A 16,497-nucleotide genomic window follows, 5' to 3' on the forward strand; every position below is an offset into this window, starting at 1 on the left:
GGCATCCTAAAGAAAAAGCCTGTGAATGCCTCCCAGAGGGCTGGAACCGTCGCCAGACCGGGATCACATCTTCCGCTTGGTCCTGGCCGTGGCGGGCGCGGTCCATGGGTCCTCGGGCCAGGGATGCTTCGGATAGCGGCCCCGCATTTCCGCACGGACGTGGGCGTAGGGGCCCGACCAAAAGGAAGCCAGGTCATCTGTCACGGCGAGCGGTCGCCTGGCCGGGGAGAGCAAATGGAACAGCACCGGCACGCGTCCGCCTGCCACACGCGGCGTCTCTGCCCAACCGAAGCACTCCTGCAGCTTCACGGCCACTACCGGCCGGCCGTCGTCGTCGGCCGCGTCCGGATACTCGATCCGCACCCGCGAACCGCTCGGCACCTCAAGCCATTCCGGTGCCAGCTCGCCGAGTCGGGCCGCCTCAGCCCACGGCACAAGCCGCCGCAACGGCTCGCCCAGGTCAATACCCCTCGTGGCAGCGCCTCCTGCGAGCGCTTCGAGTTCAGGCGCGAGCCATTTCTCCAGCCGGGCCAGCAACGCCGGCTCGGAGACGTCCGGCCATGGATCACCCAGTTCCCTGTGCAGCAAAGCCAATCGCCGGCGCAAGGCATCGGCGGCCGGCGACCATCCAATCGTCCCCAGGCCCTCTTTCGCCAGGGCGCGGGCGACGGCAACGCGCCCGTCGTCGATGGTCGGGCGCACGGGCGTGGACGAAAGCAGGATCGCTCCCAGCCGCCGTTCCCTCTTGGCGGTGACACGGCCCTGGGTGAAATCGGCTTCCACCGTGTCGCTCGTCAGGTGGCTGGCGGCAGCTTCCGCCGCATCCGCTGCCAAGGGGGCTGCGGATCGGATGACGGCGCCGGTGCCCGCCGCATCCCGGCCCTCCGCGCGGGACACTTCGGCCACGGCGAGCCAATCGTGGCCGGCGAGCGTACTACCTGCCGGCAGTCCGGCACGTGTCCCGGACGTCAGCAGGTAGCGTTCGGGGCCGGCGCCTGGGACGCGACGCGCCACGCGATCCGGGAACGCGAGCGCGACGACGAAGCCGAGCGCTTCTGCCGGACTCACCGGTGAAGGCCGGCTCGGCGGTGAAGGCCGGCTCGGCGGTGTGGTCAGGGAAGGCCCGACGCCGGACCTTTCCTGGCGTGCGATCGCCTCCATGCGGCGGACATCCTCCGCCCAACGCCTGGCGGCCGGATCCTTGCCCGTCCGGAGTGTGGCCAGAAGGCGCGTCAGGTCAGCCCCGGGAGCCCGCTGATCCCCCGCCACGAGGGCGACGGCCTCGGCAGCCGCCCGGTGCCCGACCGCGGCGGCGCCATCCAGCAGGGCGCGGGCCAGCCGTGGATCGGCAGGGATCCTGGCCAGGGTCTTTCCCGCCTCCGTGGCCAGTCCGTCAGGGCCAATCGCACCGAGCTCCCGCAGTACCTCGATGGCATCATCCGTGGCACCTTGGGGCGGAGCGTCTGGAAGTGCCAGCCCCCGGCCACCCGGCGATCCCCAACAGGCCAGGACGAGAGCGGCGCCCGTCAGGTCGGCTGCCGCGATTTCCGGGGTCGGGTGGGCAGGTGCGGCACCATACGCCTTTTGCTCGTAACAGCGGACCACCCGTCCGGGCCCCTGGCGTGCCGCGCGTCCGGCGCGCTGCTCGGCGGAGGCACGCGAGCAGGAGACAGTGACGAGTCCCGACATCCCGCGGTTGGCGTCACGGCGCAGCTCACGGGACAGTCCCGAATCGATGACCAGCCGGACTCCTGGAACTGTCAGCGAGGACTCGGCCAGGGCAGTCGAGACGACGATCCGGGGAGGTCCGCCGGGCTCCCGGCCGGAAACCGCCTGGTCTTGTTCCGCCGGACTTGCCTGGCCGTGAAGTTCCAATACCTCCACTCCCGGTAGCCTCGCAGCCATTCTGGCGCGCAGCCGGGACGCGACGTAGGAGACCTCCCACGCACCAGGAAGGAACACCAGGGCGTCGATATCCGGATCAGCTGCGAGCGTCTCCGTGTACGACGCCGCGGCGGTATCCGCCACATGGTCCAGGAAGGCGCGGGCCACGCCGCGTCCGTCCAACCGTGGACCTGCCGCGGGCGCCCAGTCCACCGTCAAGGGATGCAGCGCGGAGGGACAGTCGACGACGGGTGCCGGGCCGCCGCCGTCGTGCTTCCCGCCTGCGCCTTCTCCGGCGCCGGCGCCTCCGATCAGCGCGGCAAACCGTGGCGCGTCGAGGGTTGCCGACATCGCGACAAGCGTCAGGTCGTCCCGCAGCTCACGGACCTCTATGAGCATTCCGAGCAAAAGGTCCGTCTCCAGGCCGCGCTCGTGGACTTCGTCCAGGATCACGGTGCCGACGTTCTCAAGGCCGGGATCCGCCAGCAGTCGGCGCAGGAGGATTCCGGGGGTAACGAACTCAACGATGGTGCCCGGACCTGTTTGACTTTCTCCGCGGACCGTGTACCCGACCCGATCGCCGAGCCCGCTGCCGTCGAGGGCGGCGAGGCGCCGTGCCGCTGATCGCGCTGCCACCCGTCGTGGTTGGGTCACCACCATCCGAGGGAGCTTTTTGCCTGTGACGGCGCCGGCCTCGTTCCTGGCGAGTGCGATGTTGGCAAGCAAGGGCGGCACAAGGGTCGTCTTGCCGGTCCCCGGGGGCGCTTGCACGACGGCGGTTCCTGCCGCTCCTCCCGCATCGAGGGCTTTGGCGAGTTCCCCCAGCGATTCTCCGAACACCAGTCCCGCGCCGATCCTGTCCAGGTCGAAAGGGCGGTAGGCGAGCGCGGCGTTCCGGGGAACGAGTGGGGATTTCACTTCTCCATTGTGCATAGATGCGGATCGGACCCTCAAAGGTGGACTCCTTGCCGAATCGGGAGGACGATTAAAAGGCAGTTGCTAGAAGGAGGTCTGTGATGTGCTACGGCTACAACAAGGATTTCCGGCGGGACACCAGGAAAGATGCCTCACAGGAACCCGAGGAACGCCCTGAGCCCAAGGTGGACGCGAAGGACTTCATGTTCTGGGCCTTCCCACGCCGCCACCGTGAGTTCACGAACAATCCGGAGCCGGTTATCGACCGGACCCGCGAGAGGGTCTAGGCCACGGCATTGAAAGGAATGTCCCCAGGGGGCATTCCTTTCGTGTGGCCCTACAACTCCGCGAATCCAAGGTATTTACTGGAGATACAACGTGAGCGGTTCGCCCGCCCCGCTGCGGAAAGTGGGCTCCCTTTTCCCTCCACTGCCACCGAAGGATCTCCGCCATGAATGCATCAGAGCTAAGCGACGAAGCCGGTGTGCGGCCATGACAGCGGACGCCATCACCTGGCTGATTGTCTTGATTGTCCTGCTGGTCATCTGGTTTGCGATGGCCGTCCACATTGTCACGCAGTATGAGCGTGGTGTCCTGTTGAGGCTGGGGAGGGTCCAGGGACTCCGGACCCCTGGGCTTGTGGTCATCATCCCGTTCGTCGACCGGCTGAGGAAAGTCTCCCTGCGGATCGTCACCATGCCTATCCAGTCCCAGGGCATCATCACGCGGGACAACGTCAGCCTGGACATTTCCGCCGTCGCCTATTTCCGGGTGGTGGACGCCATCAAGTCCGTCCTTGCGATCGAAAACGTCTACGCCGCAATCGACCAGATCGCACAAACCACGCTGCGCAAAGTAGTAGGCCAGCACACGCTCGACGAAACGCTCGCGGAAACAGACGTCATCAATGCCAACATCCGCCAGATCCTGGATGGACTGACCTTGGAATGGGGCGTCGAAGTGACCCTCGTGGAACTCAAGGACATCCAGCTGCCGGAGAGCATGAAGCGCGCCATGGCCCGCCAGGCCGAGGCCGAGCGTGAGAAGCGTGCCAAGATCATCGCCGCCGAAGGCGAGTCCCTGGCCGCAGCCGCACTGGGCATGGCCTCCGACACCATGATGGCCCACCCATTGGCCCTGCAGTTGCGCAACCTGCAGTCCATGGTGGAGATCGGCGTGGACAAGAACACCACCGTCGTTTTCCCCGCGCCTTTGATGAGCACCATCGGCGAGCTCGGAGCATTCCTCGCCCGCGAAGCCGCCGCGGCGAAAGCTGCTCAGCCCCCGAGGACCATGACGGGACGGACCATGGCCGGGTGAGACCGACAGCAGGATGAAACTGAACGCGGCCTATACTCGTTGAACCCGTCGTAAAGCGCGGGAACAGAGCGCATAAGCTGCAGAAGGAGGAAGACCATGACCGACCCCCTACGGGGCCGTGCCACCGCCTTCCTCCTCCGCATCGGCCTGTTGGCAGGACTGTTTGCGATCATCGCCGGAATCGTCGGGATGCACGTCATGGCGGGTGGCCACAGCATGCAAGCCACCCCCGCGGCGGGCCCGGCCGCCGTCGTGAGCCAAGCCTCTGTCGTTAGCCACCCCGCAGTCCACCACGCGGATTCTCCACCCGCGCCGTCGTGCACATGCCCAGGCAGCTGCACCGGGATGTCGGCCCTGCACGCCGTCTGCGTCCCTGCGCCGGGCCACAACACGCTGACAGCACCGTTGCCCGGCGTCCCGCCCTATGCCACTGCGGGGGCAGCAGGAGCAGGTGTCCTGGTCTCCGACTATGCGCACCGTCCGGGTAGTCCTTCCCCGGGCGATCTCTGCATCAGTCGCACGTAGAATCCACACCCGCACCGGGCTTGCCCGCCCGCTGCACAAGACTCCTCCCTGACGCGCCGCCCACACGGTGGGTTTGCCGTGCGCGTCCCGCACAGCCGCACCTCTGCAGGCTGATGATTGAAGGACCCCAAAAGCATGAGAAAAAACCTTGCCATGACCACCATTACTGTTGCCACTGCAATCGCGCTTGCCGGCTGCTCGGCTGGAACCAGCGACAGCAGCATGCCGGGAATGAACCACGGAAGCGCCTCCGCATCCCCTGCCGGTTCAGCGGCGTCCGCGCCGGCAGACCACAACGCCGCGGACGCAGAGTTTGCCCGGATGATGATCCCCCACCATGCCCAGGCCGTCCAGATGAGCGACGGTGTGCTCGCCAAGAACGGCATCCCTGCCCAGGTGACTGCGCTCGCCGGCAGGATCAAGGCAGCCCAAGGACCGGAGATCGAGAAGATGACGGGCTGGCTCAGGGACTGGAACGAGCCGGCGGAGATGTCGGGCGGCCACACCATGAACGGAATGGTGGACAACGGGGACATGACGAAACTCGAGGCGGCCCAGGGCCGTGAAGCTGCCAGGCTGTTCCTGACCCACATGATCGCCCACCACCAAGGGGCCGTGGCCATGGCGCAGAAGGAAGGCGCCGACGGCAAGAACGCGGACGCCCTCAAACTCGGCAAGGACATCGTGGTGGCCCAGGAGGCCGAGATCAAGGAAATGCAGGAGTTATTGGGCACGCTGTAGATTCGGACTAGCGAAAGGCACATCCAGCCCAAAGCACCGGCCCACCCGGTTTTCCAGGGGGGCCGGCGCTCGGCGGCCTCGGGTTATGGCTGACCCGGCCTTAGGCCGTCACGTCTACGGAGGTTCCTTCCGATGCAAGCACGGCCTCCGCTACATCTTCCCTGAGGTGGTAGTCCCTGGCGTCCACCGGATACAAGGAACCGCTGACCACGTAATAGCCGCGGCCTTCGCCTGGTCCGCCGGCCGCGGCATCTATCGCGGCGACCATCCCCGGTTCCAAGGGCTTTTCTTTGCCTGCTTCGCGCAATCGCGCGAGGTCTTCGGATTGAAGGCGACTGATCAAACCCGGAATATCGCACATCTGAAAACACCGTCCTGTTCGGTCCACGGGAAAGGTTTGCGCCGTCGCCCCAGCCCTTGGTGCATGCCAAGAACAGTAAGCCCGGGCATGGCTCGTGGCAAGGGTCCGTTGAGGACATGTCCACTGGATGGACCCGGCTTGCTGGCGCTTCCGGTTTCATGTTGCGTTCTTGGTTCCGTTGCCTACTGTTCAGTAACGCTCGGCAACATCGAGGGAGTGACTTCACCATGCAAAGCCCATTCGGGCGACAATGTCTCCTTTTCCGCCACCCGCCGCGGCTTCCTCGCCGCCGCCCTGACCGGCGCGGCGTTGACCCTGGCCCCGGTTTCGTTCGCGGCAGCCGCCACCGGAACCAGCAAGAGCAAGACGATCACCGGGCATCTGGAACCGGGCGCCGCAGATTTCGTCTATTTGCCGATCGACGTCCCCGCCGGCGTCAACAAGATCAGCGTTTCGTATACCTACAGCAAGCCCCAGGTGGCCTCCGGACTCCTCGGGAACGCCTGCGACATCGGAATCTTCGATGAGAAGGGCACCGATCTCGCCGGGAAGGGTTTCCGCGGCTGGTCCGGCGGTTTCCGCACCGAATTCAGCATCAGCGCCGGCGACACGACGCCGGGCTACCTGCCTGGACCGATCGGAAAGGGCACGTGGAACGTCGTCCTCGGCCCGTACCAGGTAGCCGAGCAAGGCCTCGACTACACCGTCAACATCACCCTTGAGTATGGACCCGACGTCGCTCCGTTCAAGCCCCAGTACCCGCCGCAGCAGATTGCCGGCCGTGGTGCGGCCTGGTACCGCGGCGATGCGCACCTGCACACCGTCTACTCCGACGGAAAGCGCACCCCCGAAGAGGTCGCAGCCGGCGCCCGCGCCGCGCGCCTCGACTTCATGATCTCCACGGACCACAACACGCCGGCATCGCACGGCGTCTGGGGGCCGCTCGCCGGCAACGACCTGCTCATCCTCACGGGCGAGGAAGTCACCACGCGGAACGGCCACTACCTCGCGCTTGGCCTGGAGCCCGGCGAATGGATCGACTGGCGCTACCGGGCCCGCGACAAGGGGTTCGAGCAGGAAGCCCAGCGGATCCACGCCTCCGGCGGAATCGTTGTCCCCGCACACCCCTATTGCCCTTACGTCGCCTGCCGCTGGAAGTTCGGTTACGACGACGCCGACGCCGTAGAGGTATGGACGGGCCCGTGGACCATTGACGACGAGTCCTCCGTCAACACGTGGGACTCGATGCTGGCCCACTCCGTGCGCACAGGTGGCCGGTGGCTCCCGGCCATGGGCAACAGCGACGCCCACAGTGTTCCGCAGGTCATCGGGCTCCCGCACAACGTGGTCAACGCCGCGGCTCTGTCGCGCGATGCCCTGCTGGACGGCATCCGCAACGGACGGAACTGGATCGCAGAGTCCGCCGACGTCTCAGTGGATTTCCAGGTCACGTCCGGCGGCAAGAGGGCGACCGTTGGCGAGCGGCTCAACGTCGCCGCAGATGCCCGCGTCACGGTGACGGCGAAAATCGCCGGGGTGCCGAACGGCGTCGTGCGCTTCATCACGGATGAGGGACAGACCCAGCAGGTCACCCTTCCGGCGTCGGGCCAGGGAACGAGCACGTGGGTGACCACCCCGCAGCTCGCGGCCTACGTTCGCGTGGAGGTCCGCCATCCGAAGCTCGACGGAACCTCGGGCAGCGGCACGGAGATGGGAACTGCCATCCCGCTCGGACCCATGGCGGCGTTGACGAACCCGATCTTCCTGGGTGCCAGCTAGTCCGCGACGGATCCGATTCAATGTGAGGGAGGCCCTGCCAGTACCCCTACTAGCAGGGACTCCCTCAGCTTGGAATTCTCCTGTTTGATGGAAAGTGCCAATCCTCCGTCCATCAACAGGAGAATAATGCTGACCGTCAACGCTTACGCCGCCCCCTCCGCGAGCGAAGCCCTCGTCCCCACCACCATCGAGCGCCGCGACGTCGGCGCCCACGACGTGCTGATCGAGATCAAGTACGCAGGCATCTGCCATTCAGACATCCACACGGTCCGCGGGGACTGGGGACCGCAGTCCTACCCTCTGGCCCCGGGCCACGAAATCGCCGGAATCGTCACCGAAGTCGGCCCCGCGGTCACCCGCCACAAGGTCGGGGACCGCGTCGGCGTCGGCTGCATGGTGAACTCCTGCCGCGAATGCGAGAACTGCCGCAAGGGCGAGGAGCAATACTGCCTGAAAGGCATGACCGGTACCTATGGCGCCGTCGACCGTGACGGGACCATCACCCAGGGCGGCTACTCCACCCACGTCGTCGTGACCGAGGACTTCGTGGTGCGTATCCCCGAAGGAATAGAGCTCGACGCCGCCGCTCCCCTGCTGTGCGCAGGCATCACCACCTATTCGCCGCTGCGGCACTGGGGTGCCGGCCCGGGCAAGAAGGTCGCAGTCGTAGGACTCGGCGGGCTGGGCCACATGGCCGTCAAGCTCGCTCACGCCATGGGCGCCGAGGTCACCGTGTTGTCCCAGTCGTTGAAGAAGATGGAAGACGGCCTGCGCTTGGGCGCCGACAGTTACTTCGCCACGAGCGATCCGGCCACCTTCGAGGAGCTTGCGCGGTCGTTCGACCTCATCATCAACACGGTCAGCGCCCCGATCGACATCAGCTCCTACCTTCAGTTGCTGACGCTCGACGGCGCGCTGGTGAACGTGGGCGCACCGGCGGAGCCGCTCCCGGTCAATGTGTTCTCGCTCATCACAGGACGGCGCTCCTTCGCCGGATCGGCAATCGGCGGCATCCGCGAGACCCAGGAGATGCTCGATTTCTGCGCCGAGCATGGACTTGGTGCCGAGATCGAGGTCATCCCGGCCGACAAGATCAACGACGCCTACGAGCGCGTTCTCGCGTCCGATGTGCGGTACCGCTTCGTGATCGACAGCTCGACACTGGGTTAGGGGAGCGAAAAGAATGCAGTACACCACGGTAGGCAGAACGGGAGTGCAGGTTTCGCCGTTGTGCTTCGGGACAATGTCGTTCGGTTCCGAAGCCGACGAACAGGCCTCAGCGGACATGTTCCACCGGGCCCGCGAGCTGGGCATCAACTTCTTCGATACTGCCGATGTTTACGGCGGCGGCCGCTCGGAGGAGATCCTGGGCAAGCTCGTCTCGGACAGCCGGGACGAAGTCGTCATTGCCTCCAAAGTGTTCTACCCGACCGGCGCGGACATCAATGCCCAGGGCTTGTCCCGCCAGCACATCGTGCGCGCCGTCGAGGCAAGCTTGAAGCGCCTGGACACAGAATGGATCGATTTCTACTTTGTCCACGCCTTCGATGAGCACACTCCCATCGAAGAGTCGTTGCGCGCGCTCGACGATCTGCAGCGGCAGGGGAAGATCCTCCACCCTGCCGTGAGCAACTGGGCGGCCTGGCAAATCGCGACCGCTCAGGGCATCTCCGCGAAGGAGGGTCTCGCGCGGTTCGAGCTGATCGAACCCATGTACAACCTGGTCAAACGGCAGGCGGAAGTGGAGATTCTTCCGCTGGCCCAGGCCGAGAACATGGGCGTCATCACGTACAGCCCACTCGGAGCGGGGCTGCTGACCGGCAAATATGGTGCCGGCAAGCGTCCCGAAGGCGGCAGGCTGGTCGACAATGCCCGCTATGCAGACCGGTACGGCGTCGAGAGCGACCTGACAACTGCCGATCGATTTACCGCGTTCGCCCAGGAATCCGGCATCAAGCCTGCGACACTGGCCGTGGCGTGGGCAATGTCGCATCCGGCAGTCACTGCGCCGATCACCGGAGCACGGAACCTCGAACAGCTCGAAGATTCCCTGGCCGCGCTGGACGTCGGGATGACGGCGGAACTCCGGGACGAGATCTCGGCCCTCTCGCCAACCCCGGCCCCGGCGACAGACCGGACCGAGGTCCTCAAGCCGCACTGGACCTGATCCGGCGGCCCTCGGCTCGAATGCCCCTGCGGGCGCAAGCACCATGGCCCTTGGCCGCGTGCTCGCGCTTCGTGGGGGCTTTCTGCTGTCAGGGAGTGTCACTTGGCCACGGGGGTCCGCAGCAACGATGATTTCCCCATGAAGGCAATCCGATGAACAAGAACAGGCTTGAGGCATTCAGTGACGGCGTCCTCGCCATTGTCATCACCATCATGGTGCTTGAACTGCGGGTGCCACCGGAACCGAGCTGGCATGCCTTGCTCAGCGTCTTTCCCACGTTCCTCAGCTACCTGCTCAGCTTCGTCTACGTGGGGATCTACTGGAACAACCACCACCACATGATCCACTTGGCGGACCGGGTCAACGGCAGAATTCTGTGGGCGAACCTGCACCTGTTGTTCTGGATATCCCTCTTCCCGTTCAGCACACGCTGGATGGATGAGACGGGTTTCGCCGAGGTCCCGGTGCTGGCTTACGGGTTCAACCTGCTCTGCGCCGCGATTGCCTACTTCGTCCTGCAGCAGTCCTTGATCCGGCAGCAGGGGCGGCAGGGTCCACTCGCACAGGCGGTTGGCCGGGACTGGAAGGGGAAGACGTCACCCCTCATCTATCTTGCAGGTCTTGGCCTCTGCTTCGTGCATCCTTTGCTCGCCGTCGCCGCCTACACTGTCGTGGCGCTGATCTGGCTCGTTCCCGACCGGCGGGTGGAGCACTTTGTCACCCGCGCACACCAGGACTGGGCGGAGTAGCGTGAGCCAGGGATCAGCAGGAAGCACGTCAGACCTTCCGTGAGCGCCGCTCGAGCAGGAGCGTGTCCCGCCATTGGCCGGCAAAAGGTCCCGAGATCATGCGTGCGATGCGTTCACGGCGGCCGACGATCGTGAATCCATTCGCCTGGTGAAGGCGGATGCTGGCCTGGTTCTCGGGGAAAATGCTCGACTGGATGGTCCAGATGCCACGATCTTCGGTGGACGCAGCCAGCGCTTTCAACAACAGGCCTCCGACACCCCGTCCGCGGGCAGAACCGGCGACGTAGACGGAATGTTCGACGACACCGGCATAAGCCGGTCGCGAGGACACAGCGGAAACGGCCGTCCATCCCAGTACGAGCCCGGATGCTTCAGCGACGAAACGGTGGTCCGGAAGGCGGCTTGCGTCGAATTGCTCCCATTCGGGAGCGGCCGCTTCGAAGGTTGCTTGCCCGGTCCCGATGCCTTCCGTGAAAATCGCTCGGACTTCGGGCCAATCCCCGGGACGCATGGGCCGGATCAGGACGGCTCCGGCTTCGCTGAACATCCACCCATTATGCCCGTGGATGGCCGGGCCCTTGATTGAATCCCCCGACCTTGTTGCACTTGTCCCATGAACAAAGAACAGTTGATCATCGTCGGATCCGGCCCTGCCGGTTACACCGCGGCAATCTATGCAGCCAGGGCGGGCCTGAGCCCCCTCGTCATTGCAGGCTCGGTCACCGCCGGCGGCGCGTTGATGAACACCACGGAAGTGGAGAACTTCCCCGGCTTCCCCGCCGGCATCCAGGGTCCCGAACTCATGGATGGCCTGCAGGAGCAAGCCGAACGCTTCGGCGCCAAAATAGTCTTCGACGACGCCACTGAAGTCCAGCTGACGGGGTACCTCAAGCGCGTGGTCACCGGCTCGGGCGACACCCACGAGGCGCCCGCCGTGATCCTTGCGACCGGCTCGGCCTATAAGGAACTCGGTTTGCCCGAAGAGAAGAGGCTGAGCGGACACGGCGTTTCCTGGTGCGCCACCTGCGATGGCTTCTTCTTCCGTGAGCAGGACATCATCGTGGTGGGTGGCGGCGATTCCGCGATGGAAGAAGCGATGTTCCTGACCCGGTTCGCGAAGACCGTGACCGTCGTCGTCCGCAGGGAGGAGCTCCGGGCCTCCAGGATCATGGCCCAGCGGGCCAAGGACAATCCGAAAATCCGCTTCGCGTGGAACTCGGCCATCACCGCCATCCACGGCGACGCCAAGGTCACCGGGGTGACCCTGGCAGACACGCGTTCCGGCGAATCGCGCGAGCATGCAGCAACCGGCATCTTCGTTGCCATTGGACATGTCCCCCGGACGGACCTGGTCGAGGGACAGGTGAAACTCGACGCCGAGGGTTACATCAAGGTGGACTCCCCCACCACCGTTACCAACCTCTCCGGGGTTTTCGCTTGCGGCGACGCAGTGGACCACCGCTACCGCCAGGCCATTACGGCCGCCGGAACGGGTTGCGCCGCGGCTTTGGATGCCGAACGGTACCTCGCCGCGCTCGACGACGCGGACAGCATCGCCACGGCGCTCGTGGAAGAACCCACCCACGCCTGAACCCACCCAACTGACTCGCATTAGGTGTCGTTTTGAGGTCTCAGAACGACACCTAATGCGAGTCAGTTGGGAAAAGTGCGCGCGTATCAAGCCGTACCTAAAAACCACTTTTCGGCATGCCTAACTTAACGGTATCCTCAAGTGTCCGTATCCGCGATGTTGAGGAAACCATGGCTGCCACGATTGCCGAGCGACCGGCGGGCAAGGCCCGGTGGCGGTCGCGGCTGCTCTTCTTGGGTCCGGCTTTCGTCGCCGCGATCGCCTACGTGGATCCGGGAAACGTCGCGGCAAACCTCACTGCCGGGGCAAATTACGGCTACCTTCTCGTGTGGGTCCTGGTAGCGGCGAACGTCATGGCGGTCCTGGTGCAGTACCAGTCGGCGAAACTCGGCTTGGCCACCGGCCAGAGCCTTCCGGAACTGCTGGGCAAACGCTTGGGAACCCGCCGCCGCAGGCTGTTCTGGGTCCAGGCTGAGGTGGTTGCCGGGGCTACGGACATGGCCGAAGTCATCGGCGGCGCGGTCGCCCTCAACCTTCTTTTCGGACTGCCGCTGCTCCCGGGCGGAATCATCATCGGCCTGGCTTCCATGGTTCTCTTGGGGCTCCAGTCCTCCCAGGGCCAGAAGTCCTTTGAATATGCAATCATGATTCTCCTTGCTGTCATCGCGGTCGGGTTCGTTTCGGGGCTCTTCGTCAACCCACCCGAGACCGGTGGAGTGCTCGCTGGTTTGGTGCCGCGCTTCGAGGGCACGGACACTGTCCTCCTCGCCGCGAGCATGCTCGGTGCCACCGTCATGCCGCATGCCATCTACCTGCATTCGGCCCTGGCCCGCGACCGGCACGGTTTCTCGGAGGATCCCGCCGTGCGGACGCGGCTCATCAAGTCCACCCGCGTGGACGTCGCGGGTGCCCTGATGCTGGCCGGCGTCGTGAACATCGCCATGCTCCTTTTGGCCGCGTCCAGCCTGCGGGGAGTCGACGGAACCGACACCATCGCCGGAGCCCACGCCGCCGTGACCTCGGCCCTGGGACCAATCATCGGCGTCGCTTTCGGGGTCGGTTTGCTTGCCTCGGGGCTGGCATCGACGTCCGTCGGATGCTACGCCGGCGCAACGGTCATGGGCGGCCTCCTCAAGATCCGGGTGCCCTTGCTGGTCCGCAGGGTAGTCACGCTGGTTCCGGCGCTGGCCATTCTCGGCGCGGGCATAGAACCCACCCTGGCGCTCGTGCTGAGCCAGGTCCTGCTGAGCTTCGGGATTCCGTTCGCCTTGATTCCGCTGATCCGACTTACCGGCAAGCGTGAGGTCATGGGCATCCATACGGACTCCACGGCATTGAAGATTGCCGGGTGGACCAGCGCCGCACTGATCGTCGGCCTCAATTGCGTCCTCATCGTCTTGACAGTCGCGGGGAAGTCCTAATCCCATGAGCAATCCCCAGGCCCTGGCCCGCCGGCTGGGCACCTTTGACGCGGTCGTGATCGGATTGGGCTCCATGATCGGCGCCGGCGTGTTCGCGGCGTTCACCCCTGCGGCGGCTGCCGCAGGGTCAGGACTGCTGATCGGACTCGTCATCGCGGCAGCGGTGGCATTCTGCAACGCCACATCCTCCGCTCAACTCGCTGCCTCATACCCCACGTCTGGCGGAACATACATTTACGGGCGCGAACGGCTGGGGCCATGGTCCGGCTACCTGGCCGGGTGGGGATTCGTCATCGGCAAGACCGCCAGCGCGGCGGCCATGGCCATGACGTTCGCCGCCTATGCCGCCCCTCCGGGCTGGGAACGTCCCGTGGCGATCGTCGCCGTCGTCGTCCTCGCCGCCGTGAACTATCACGGGGTGACCCGTACGGCAGGCTTGACACGCATTCTGGTTCTCGCAGTGCTGGCGGCGCTGGCCATCGGGGTGGCAGCCAGTTGGACCGGTTCTGCGCCGTCCCCGGCCAACATCCCCGGGGATGGCCTCCTTGCACACGGCTGGTACGGGATCCTCCAATCCGCAGGTTTGCTGTTCTTCGCCTTCGCCGGCTATGCGAGGATCGCGACCATGGGAGAGGAAGTCCGGGACCCACGCCGCGCGATTCCGCGTGCCATCGGGATAGCGTTGGGCGTCGCCGTCGTCCTCTACGCGATCATCGCAGTGACGCTTCTCGCCGCCCTCGGGCCTGACGGTGTTGCAGGCACTCCGACGCCGCTCGCTGCCGCGGCCGGAGCCGGGACCTTCGCCTGGGCGGTCCCGGTGGTCCGCGTCGGAGCCGCCGTCGCGTCCCTCGGCGCTTTGCTCGCCCTCATCGCGGGCCTGGGCCGCACCACGCTGGCCATGGCCAGGCACCACGACCTGCCGCACTGGCTCGCCGCCGTCCACCCCCGGTACCGGGTCCCGCACCGCGCCGAAGCCGCCCTCGCCGTGGTGATCTGCGTGATCGTCGCCGTCGCCGACTTGCGCGGTGCGATCGGCTTCTCCTCGTTCGGCGTGCTCGTCTACTACCTGGTCGCCAATATCGCGGCTTTCACCCAGCCGGACGAAGACCGCCGATACCCCAAGGCCCTCCAGGTGTTCGGGGCCCTGGCCTGCGTCGTCCTCGTGACCACGCTTCCGCCGCTATCGGCGGCCCTGGGCGTGCTCATGTTCGTAGCTGGGATCATCCTTCGCGTCGTCAGGATCAATCGCTAGCGTCAAGTGCGGGCGCAGGGGCAGCAGGCCGTTCCTTTGCCGGCGTCGGCCGCGGCCGCCCGGCCAACACGATGACAAGCAGCGCCAGGACGGTGAGTGCCGCGCACGCCGCGAAGACGCCTTGGTAGCCGAGCGCCGTCGTCGATCCCAAAGCGATGATGGGGCCAGAAACGATAGCGCCGACGCGCCTCGTGTTGGTGTAGAGGCCGGAGGCCAGGCCGGGACGGGGAATCAGCCGCTGGAACAGGGTCAGTCCTACACCTGCCACGATCCCGAAGAACCAGGCATTCAGGACCTGGAGCGCAATCAGGGTGCCGGGGTTGGAGACAAAAGCCATGCCCGCGTAGTAGGCGATCCCGGCGACACATCCGGAGGCGATGAGCGCCCGGCTGGAGTAGCGGCGTGCCAGCCGCCCGATCAGGAAGAGCGCAGGGATCTCGAGCGCGGCGGACACGCCGAGCGCGACGCCCGCCCAGATGACGTCCACGCCGAGCCCTTGCGTCACGAACAGGCTCATGATGGACACGGCGGCGCTATTGGTGGCCTGCAAGGCGACAAAGGCGAAGACGACGGCGGCGACGCCTGATTTCGAGAACAGCTGCCCGTCTTCTTCGGCATGGGCCTTGGGACGATCCTCGACAGAGGCAGCGCGTCGTCGGGAAATCATGGCGGCAGTCGTGGCGACATTGAGCACAGCCACCACGCCGAGGGCTAGCAGGATGGCCCGGTTGCCCAGCGCGCCCATGATGAGCGTCGCGAGCGGCGGCCCGGCCACCCAGGCGAAGGAGACAATCGCGCGGGTGTTCATCACGTCCGACGCTCCGGCACCCGAGTGCCTGAGGTGGGCGAAGAGCAGCGAGCTGCCGACCCCCGCCGGACCGCCAAGGACAATCAAGCCCACGACGGCGATCGGCAGCGACGTGCCCACCGCCAGGAGGGCGGACAACGCCAGGGTCAGGACCCCGCAGGCCAGCATGGGCCGAAGGTAGTCGTTCGCACGATCTGCGTAGGCAGGCAGCAGAAGGGAGGCGACGAAGCCGCTGGCATTGTAGACGGCAAGGACCCATCCCACCTCCGCAGGGGTGGCGTTGAACAGGGCCACCAGGAGGAGTGCCAGGGCAGGGTTGAGGAACGCGAACTGGAACCCCCACAGCAGCGCCGCAGACGGGACGAGTAATCGCTTCATGCCTTCATTCCGGTGATCCACGCCCTCAACCCTAGAAGCCTTCCTGGCCGTAAGGGAGGGCCTGCCGGTACCTGTATCGGCACCCCTTCCGGCTGGTCAGGGCGGATTCCGCGCGTGGGCTCGATCAGATCCGGCCGGCCGCCACGCTCTGACAAAAGCCGAATCAGGGGTGGACGGCGGAGGTCGCACAGAGCAGGATTGAGCCATGAGCATCCATGAGGCACTTCTGAAGCAGGCCAGCATTACCGCCACGGAAGCCACGCTCGTGGCGAAGTTCGAGATCGAGGGCAACATCCCGGGTTCCGGCGCCTTTGTCGTAGGGCTGGTCGCGGCGACTCCGGACTATTCCTCTCAACGAAGACTGGGCATCGAGTTCATGAACGGGGAGGCGATTGCCTTCTTCTCGTTTAACCACGACCTCAGCGCCGAGGAGAACTACGACCTCAAGGGTGTTGAGCACTCGGGGAACACCATTACGGGCCATTTCCCCCTCTCGGCGATCAACGGCCTTGGCAAGGGGCATGTGATGACGGCCTTCAGTGAAGCCGACGGCCGCGAGTTCCAGTCAGGCGTGGCTGTCGAAGAGTCGCTCTAGGATCATCCCGG

The 16,497-nt window shown here is 65.6% G+C and carries 16 protein-coding genes; 12 read left to right on the forward strand and 4 right to left on the reverse strand.

The window, feature by feature from the left end:
* Positions 1-63: 63 nt before the first annotated feature.
* Positions 64-2,817, reverse strand: coding sequence for an ATP-dependent helicase HrpB (gene hrpB / locus KNN17_RS05410; protein ID WP_241707799.1), 2,754 nt, complete (start codon positions 2,815-2,817; stop codon positions 64-66).
* Between the two features lie 83 nt (positions 2,818-2,900).
* On the opposite strand from hrpB, the gene KNN17_RS05415 reads away from it, so the two are divergent.
* The 4 genes from KNN17_RS05415 to KNN17_RS05430 all read left to right on the forward strand — a co-directional run bounded on the left by KNN17_RS05415 (position 2,901) and on the right by KNN17_RS05430 (position 5,385).
* The gene (locus KNN17_RS05415; RefSeq protein ID WP_241707800.1) at positions 2,901-3,086 is read left to right on the forward strand and encodes a hypothetical protein; all 186 of its coding nucleotides are present in this window, start codon (positions 2,901-2,903) and stop codon (positions 3,084-3,086) included.
* A 205-nt stretch (positions 3,087-3,291) separates the two neighbouring features.
* Entirely contained in the window at positions 3,292-4,119 is an 828-nt protein-coding gene (locus KNN17_RS05420; RefSeq protein WP_241707801.1) for a slipin family protein, read from the forward strand.
* A gap of 96 nt (positions 4,120-4,215) precedes the next feature.
* On the forward strand, positions 4,216-4,644 hold the full coding sequence (locus KNN17_RS05425) for a hypothetical protein (RefSeq protein ID WP_241707802.1): 429 nt from the start codon (positions 4,216-4,218) through the stop codon (positions 4,642-4,644).
* A gap of 135 nt (positions 4,645-4,779) precedes the next feature.
* Positions 4,780-5,385: a DUF305 domain-containing protein gene (locus KNN17_RS05430; protein WP_241707803.1), complete on the forward strand. Its 606-nt coding sequence runs from the start codon at positions 4,780-4,782 to the stop codon at positions 5,383-5,385.
* 100 nt (positions 5,386-5,485) lie between these two features.
* Here the strand turns inward: KNN17_RS05430 and KNN17_RS05435 are convergent, their stop codons facing one another.
* Positions 5,486-5,728, reverse strand: coding sequence for a hypothetical protein (locus tag KNN17_RS05435; RefSeq protein WP_241707804.1), 243 nt, complete (start codon positions 5,726-5,728; stop codon positions 5,486-5,488).
* Between the two features lie 234 nt (positions 5,729-5,962).
* On the opposite strand from KNN17_RS05435, the gene KNN17_RS05440 reads away from it, so the two are divergent.
* From KNN17_RS05440 to KNN17_RS05455, 4 genes are all read left to right on the forward strand, one after another.
* Positions 5,963-7,525, forward strand: coding sequence for a CehA/McbA family metallohydrolase (locus tag KNN17_RS05440; protein ID WP_241707805.1), 1,563 nt, complete (start codon positions 5,963-5,965; stop codon positions 7,523-7,525).
* A gap of 126 nt (positions 7,526-7,651) precedes the next feature.
* Complete coding sequence (locus KNN17_RS05445; protein WP_241707806.1) at positions 7,652-8,695, forward strand: NAD(P)-dependent alcohol dehydrogenase; 1,044 nt, start codon at positions 7,652-7,654, stop codon at positions 8,693-8,695.
* A gap of 13 nt (positions 8,696-8,708) precedes the next feature.
* The gene (locus KNN17_RS05450) at positions 8,709-9,692 is read left to right on the forward strand and encodes an aldo/keto reductase (protein ID WP_241707807.1); all 984 of its coding nucleotides are present in this window, start codon (positions 8,709-8,711) and stop codon (positions 9,690-9,692) included.
* A 152-nt stretch (positions 9,693-9,844) separates the two neighbouring features.
* Positions 9,845-10,441 carry a TMEM175 family protein gene (locus KNN17_RS05455; RefSeq protein WP_241707808.1) on the forward strand — a complete coding sequence of 199 codons (597 nt, stop codon included), beginning with the start codon at positions 9,845-9,847 and terminating at the stop codon, positions 10,439-10,441.
* 28 nt (positions 10,442-10,469) lie between these two features.
* Here the strand turns inward: KNN17_RS05455 and KNN17_RS05460 are convergent, their stop codons facing one another.
* Complete coding sequence (locus KNN17_RS05460) at positions 10,470-10,988, reverse strand: GNAT family N-acetyltransferase (protein WP_241707809.1); 519 nt, start codon at positions 10,986-10,988, stop codon at positions 10,470-10,472.
* 66 nt (positions 10,989-11,054) lie between these two features.
* Between KNN17_RS05460 and trxB the strand changes: the two genes are divergently transcribed.
* From trxB to KNN17_RS05475, 3 genes are all read left to right on the forward strand, one after another.
* On the forward strand, positions 11,055-12,032 hold the full coding sequence (gene trxB, locus KNN17_RS05465; protein ID WP_241707810.1) for a thioredoxin-disulfide reductase: 978 nt from the start codon (positions 11,055-11,057) through the stop codon (positions 12,030-12,032).
* A 170-nt stretch (positions 12,033-12,202) separates the two neighbouring features.
* Positions 12,203-13,453 carry an Nramp family divalent metal transporter gene (locus tag KNN17_RS05470; protein ID WP_241707811.1) on the forward strand — a complete coding sequence of 417 codons (1,251 nt, stop codon included), beginning with the start codon at positions 12,203-12,205 and terminating at the stop codon, positions 13,451-13,453.
* 4 nt (positions 13,454-13,457) lie between these two features.
* Complete coding sequence (locus KNN17_RS05475) at positions 13,458-14,705, forward strand: APC family permease (RefSeq protein WP_241707812.1); 1,248 nt, start codon at positions 13,458-13,460, stop codon at positions 14,703-14,705.
* Here the strand turns inward: KNN17_RS05475 and KNN17_RS05480 are convergent.
* The gene (locus KNN17_RS05480; protein WP_241707813.1) at positions 14,695-15,912 is read right to left on the reverse strand and encodes an MFS transporter; all 1,218 of its coding nucleotides are present in this window, start codon (positions 15,910-15,912) and stop codon (positions 14,695-14,697) included. The two genes, KNN17_RS05475 and KNN17_RS05480, sit on opposite strands and share 11 nt — an antisense overlap.
* 184 nt (positions 15,913-16,096) lie before the next feature.
* Here KNN17_RS05480 and KNN17_RS05485 point away from each other — a divergent pair, with 184 nt between their 5' ends.
* Positions 16,097-16,486, forward strand: a complete 390-nt coding sequence (locus tag KNN17_RS05485) for a hypothetical protein (RefSeq protein WP_078108751.1) — start codon at positions 16,097-16,099, stop codon at positions 16,484-16,486.
* Positions 16,487-16,497 lie beyond the last annotated feature (11 nt).

Origin of the sequence: Arthrobacter bambusae, from assembly GCF_022606295.1 — a bacterium.
Taxonomy (GTDB): domain Bacteria; phylum Actinomycetota; class Actinomycetes; order Actinomycetales; family Micrococcaceae; genus Arthrobacter; species Arthrobacter bambusae_A.

Bases quoted from the DNA above. Each gene is read 5' to 3' on its own strand.
- hrpB (WP_241707799.1), bottom strand. From the start codon at position 2,817: ATGCACAATGGAGAAGTGAAATCCCCACTCGTTCCCCGGAACGCCGCG.
- KNN17_RS05415 (WP_241707800.1), top strand. From the start codon at position 2,901: ATGTGCTACGGCTACAACAAGGATTTCCGGCGGGACACCAGGAAAGAT.
- KNN17_RS05420 (WP_241707801.1), top strand. From the start codon at position 3,292: ATGACAGCGGACGCCATCACCTGGCTGATTGTCTTGATTGTCCTGCTG.
- KNN17_RS05425 (WP_241707802.1), top strand. From the start codon at position 4,216: ATGACCGACCCCCTACGGGGCCGTGCCACCGCCTTCCTCCTCCGCATC.
- KNN17_RS05430 (WP_241707803.1), top strand. From the start codon at position 4,780: ATGAGAAAAAACCTTGCCATGACCACCATTACTGTTGCCACTGCAATC.
- KNN17_RS05445 (WP_241707806.1), top strand. From the start codon at position 7,652: ATGCTGACCGTCAACGCTTACGCCGCCCCCTCCGCGAGCGAAGCCCTC.
- KNN17_RS05450 (WP_241707807.1), top strand. From the start codon at position 8,709: ATGCAGTACACCACGGTAGGCAGAACGGGAGTGCAGGTTTCGCCGTTG.
- KNN17_RS05455 (WP_241707808.1), top strand. From the start codon at position 9,845: ATGAACAAGAACAGGCTTGAGGCATTCAGTGACGGCGTCCTCGCCATT.
- KNN17_RS05460 (WP_241707809.1), bottom strand. From the start codon at position 10,988: ATGTTCAGCGAAGCCGGAGCCGTCCTGATCCGGCCCATGCGTCCCGGG.
- trxB (WP_241707810.1), top strand. From the start codon at position 11,055: ATGAACAAAGAACAGTTGATCATCGTCGGATCCGGCCCTGCCGGTTAC.
- KNN17_RS05470 (WP_241707811.1), top strand. From the start codon at position 12,203: ATGGCTGCCACGATTGCCGAGCGACCGGCGGGCAAGGCCCGGTGGCGG.
- KNN17_RS05475 (WP_241707812.1), top strand. From the start codon at position 13,458: ATGAGCAATCCCCAGGCCCTGGCCCGCCGGCTGGGCACCTTTGACGCG.
- KNN17_RS05485 (WP_078108751.1), top strand. From the start codon at position 16,097: ATGAGCATCCATGAGGCACTTCTGAAGCAGGCCAGCATTACCGCCACG.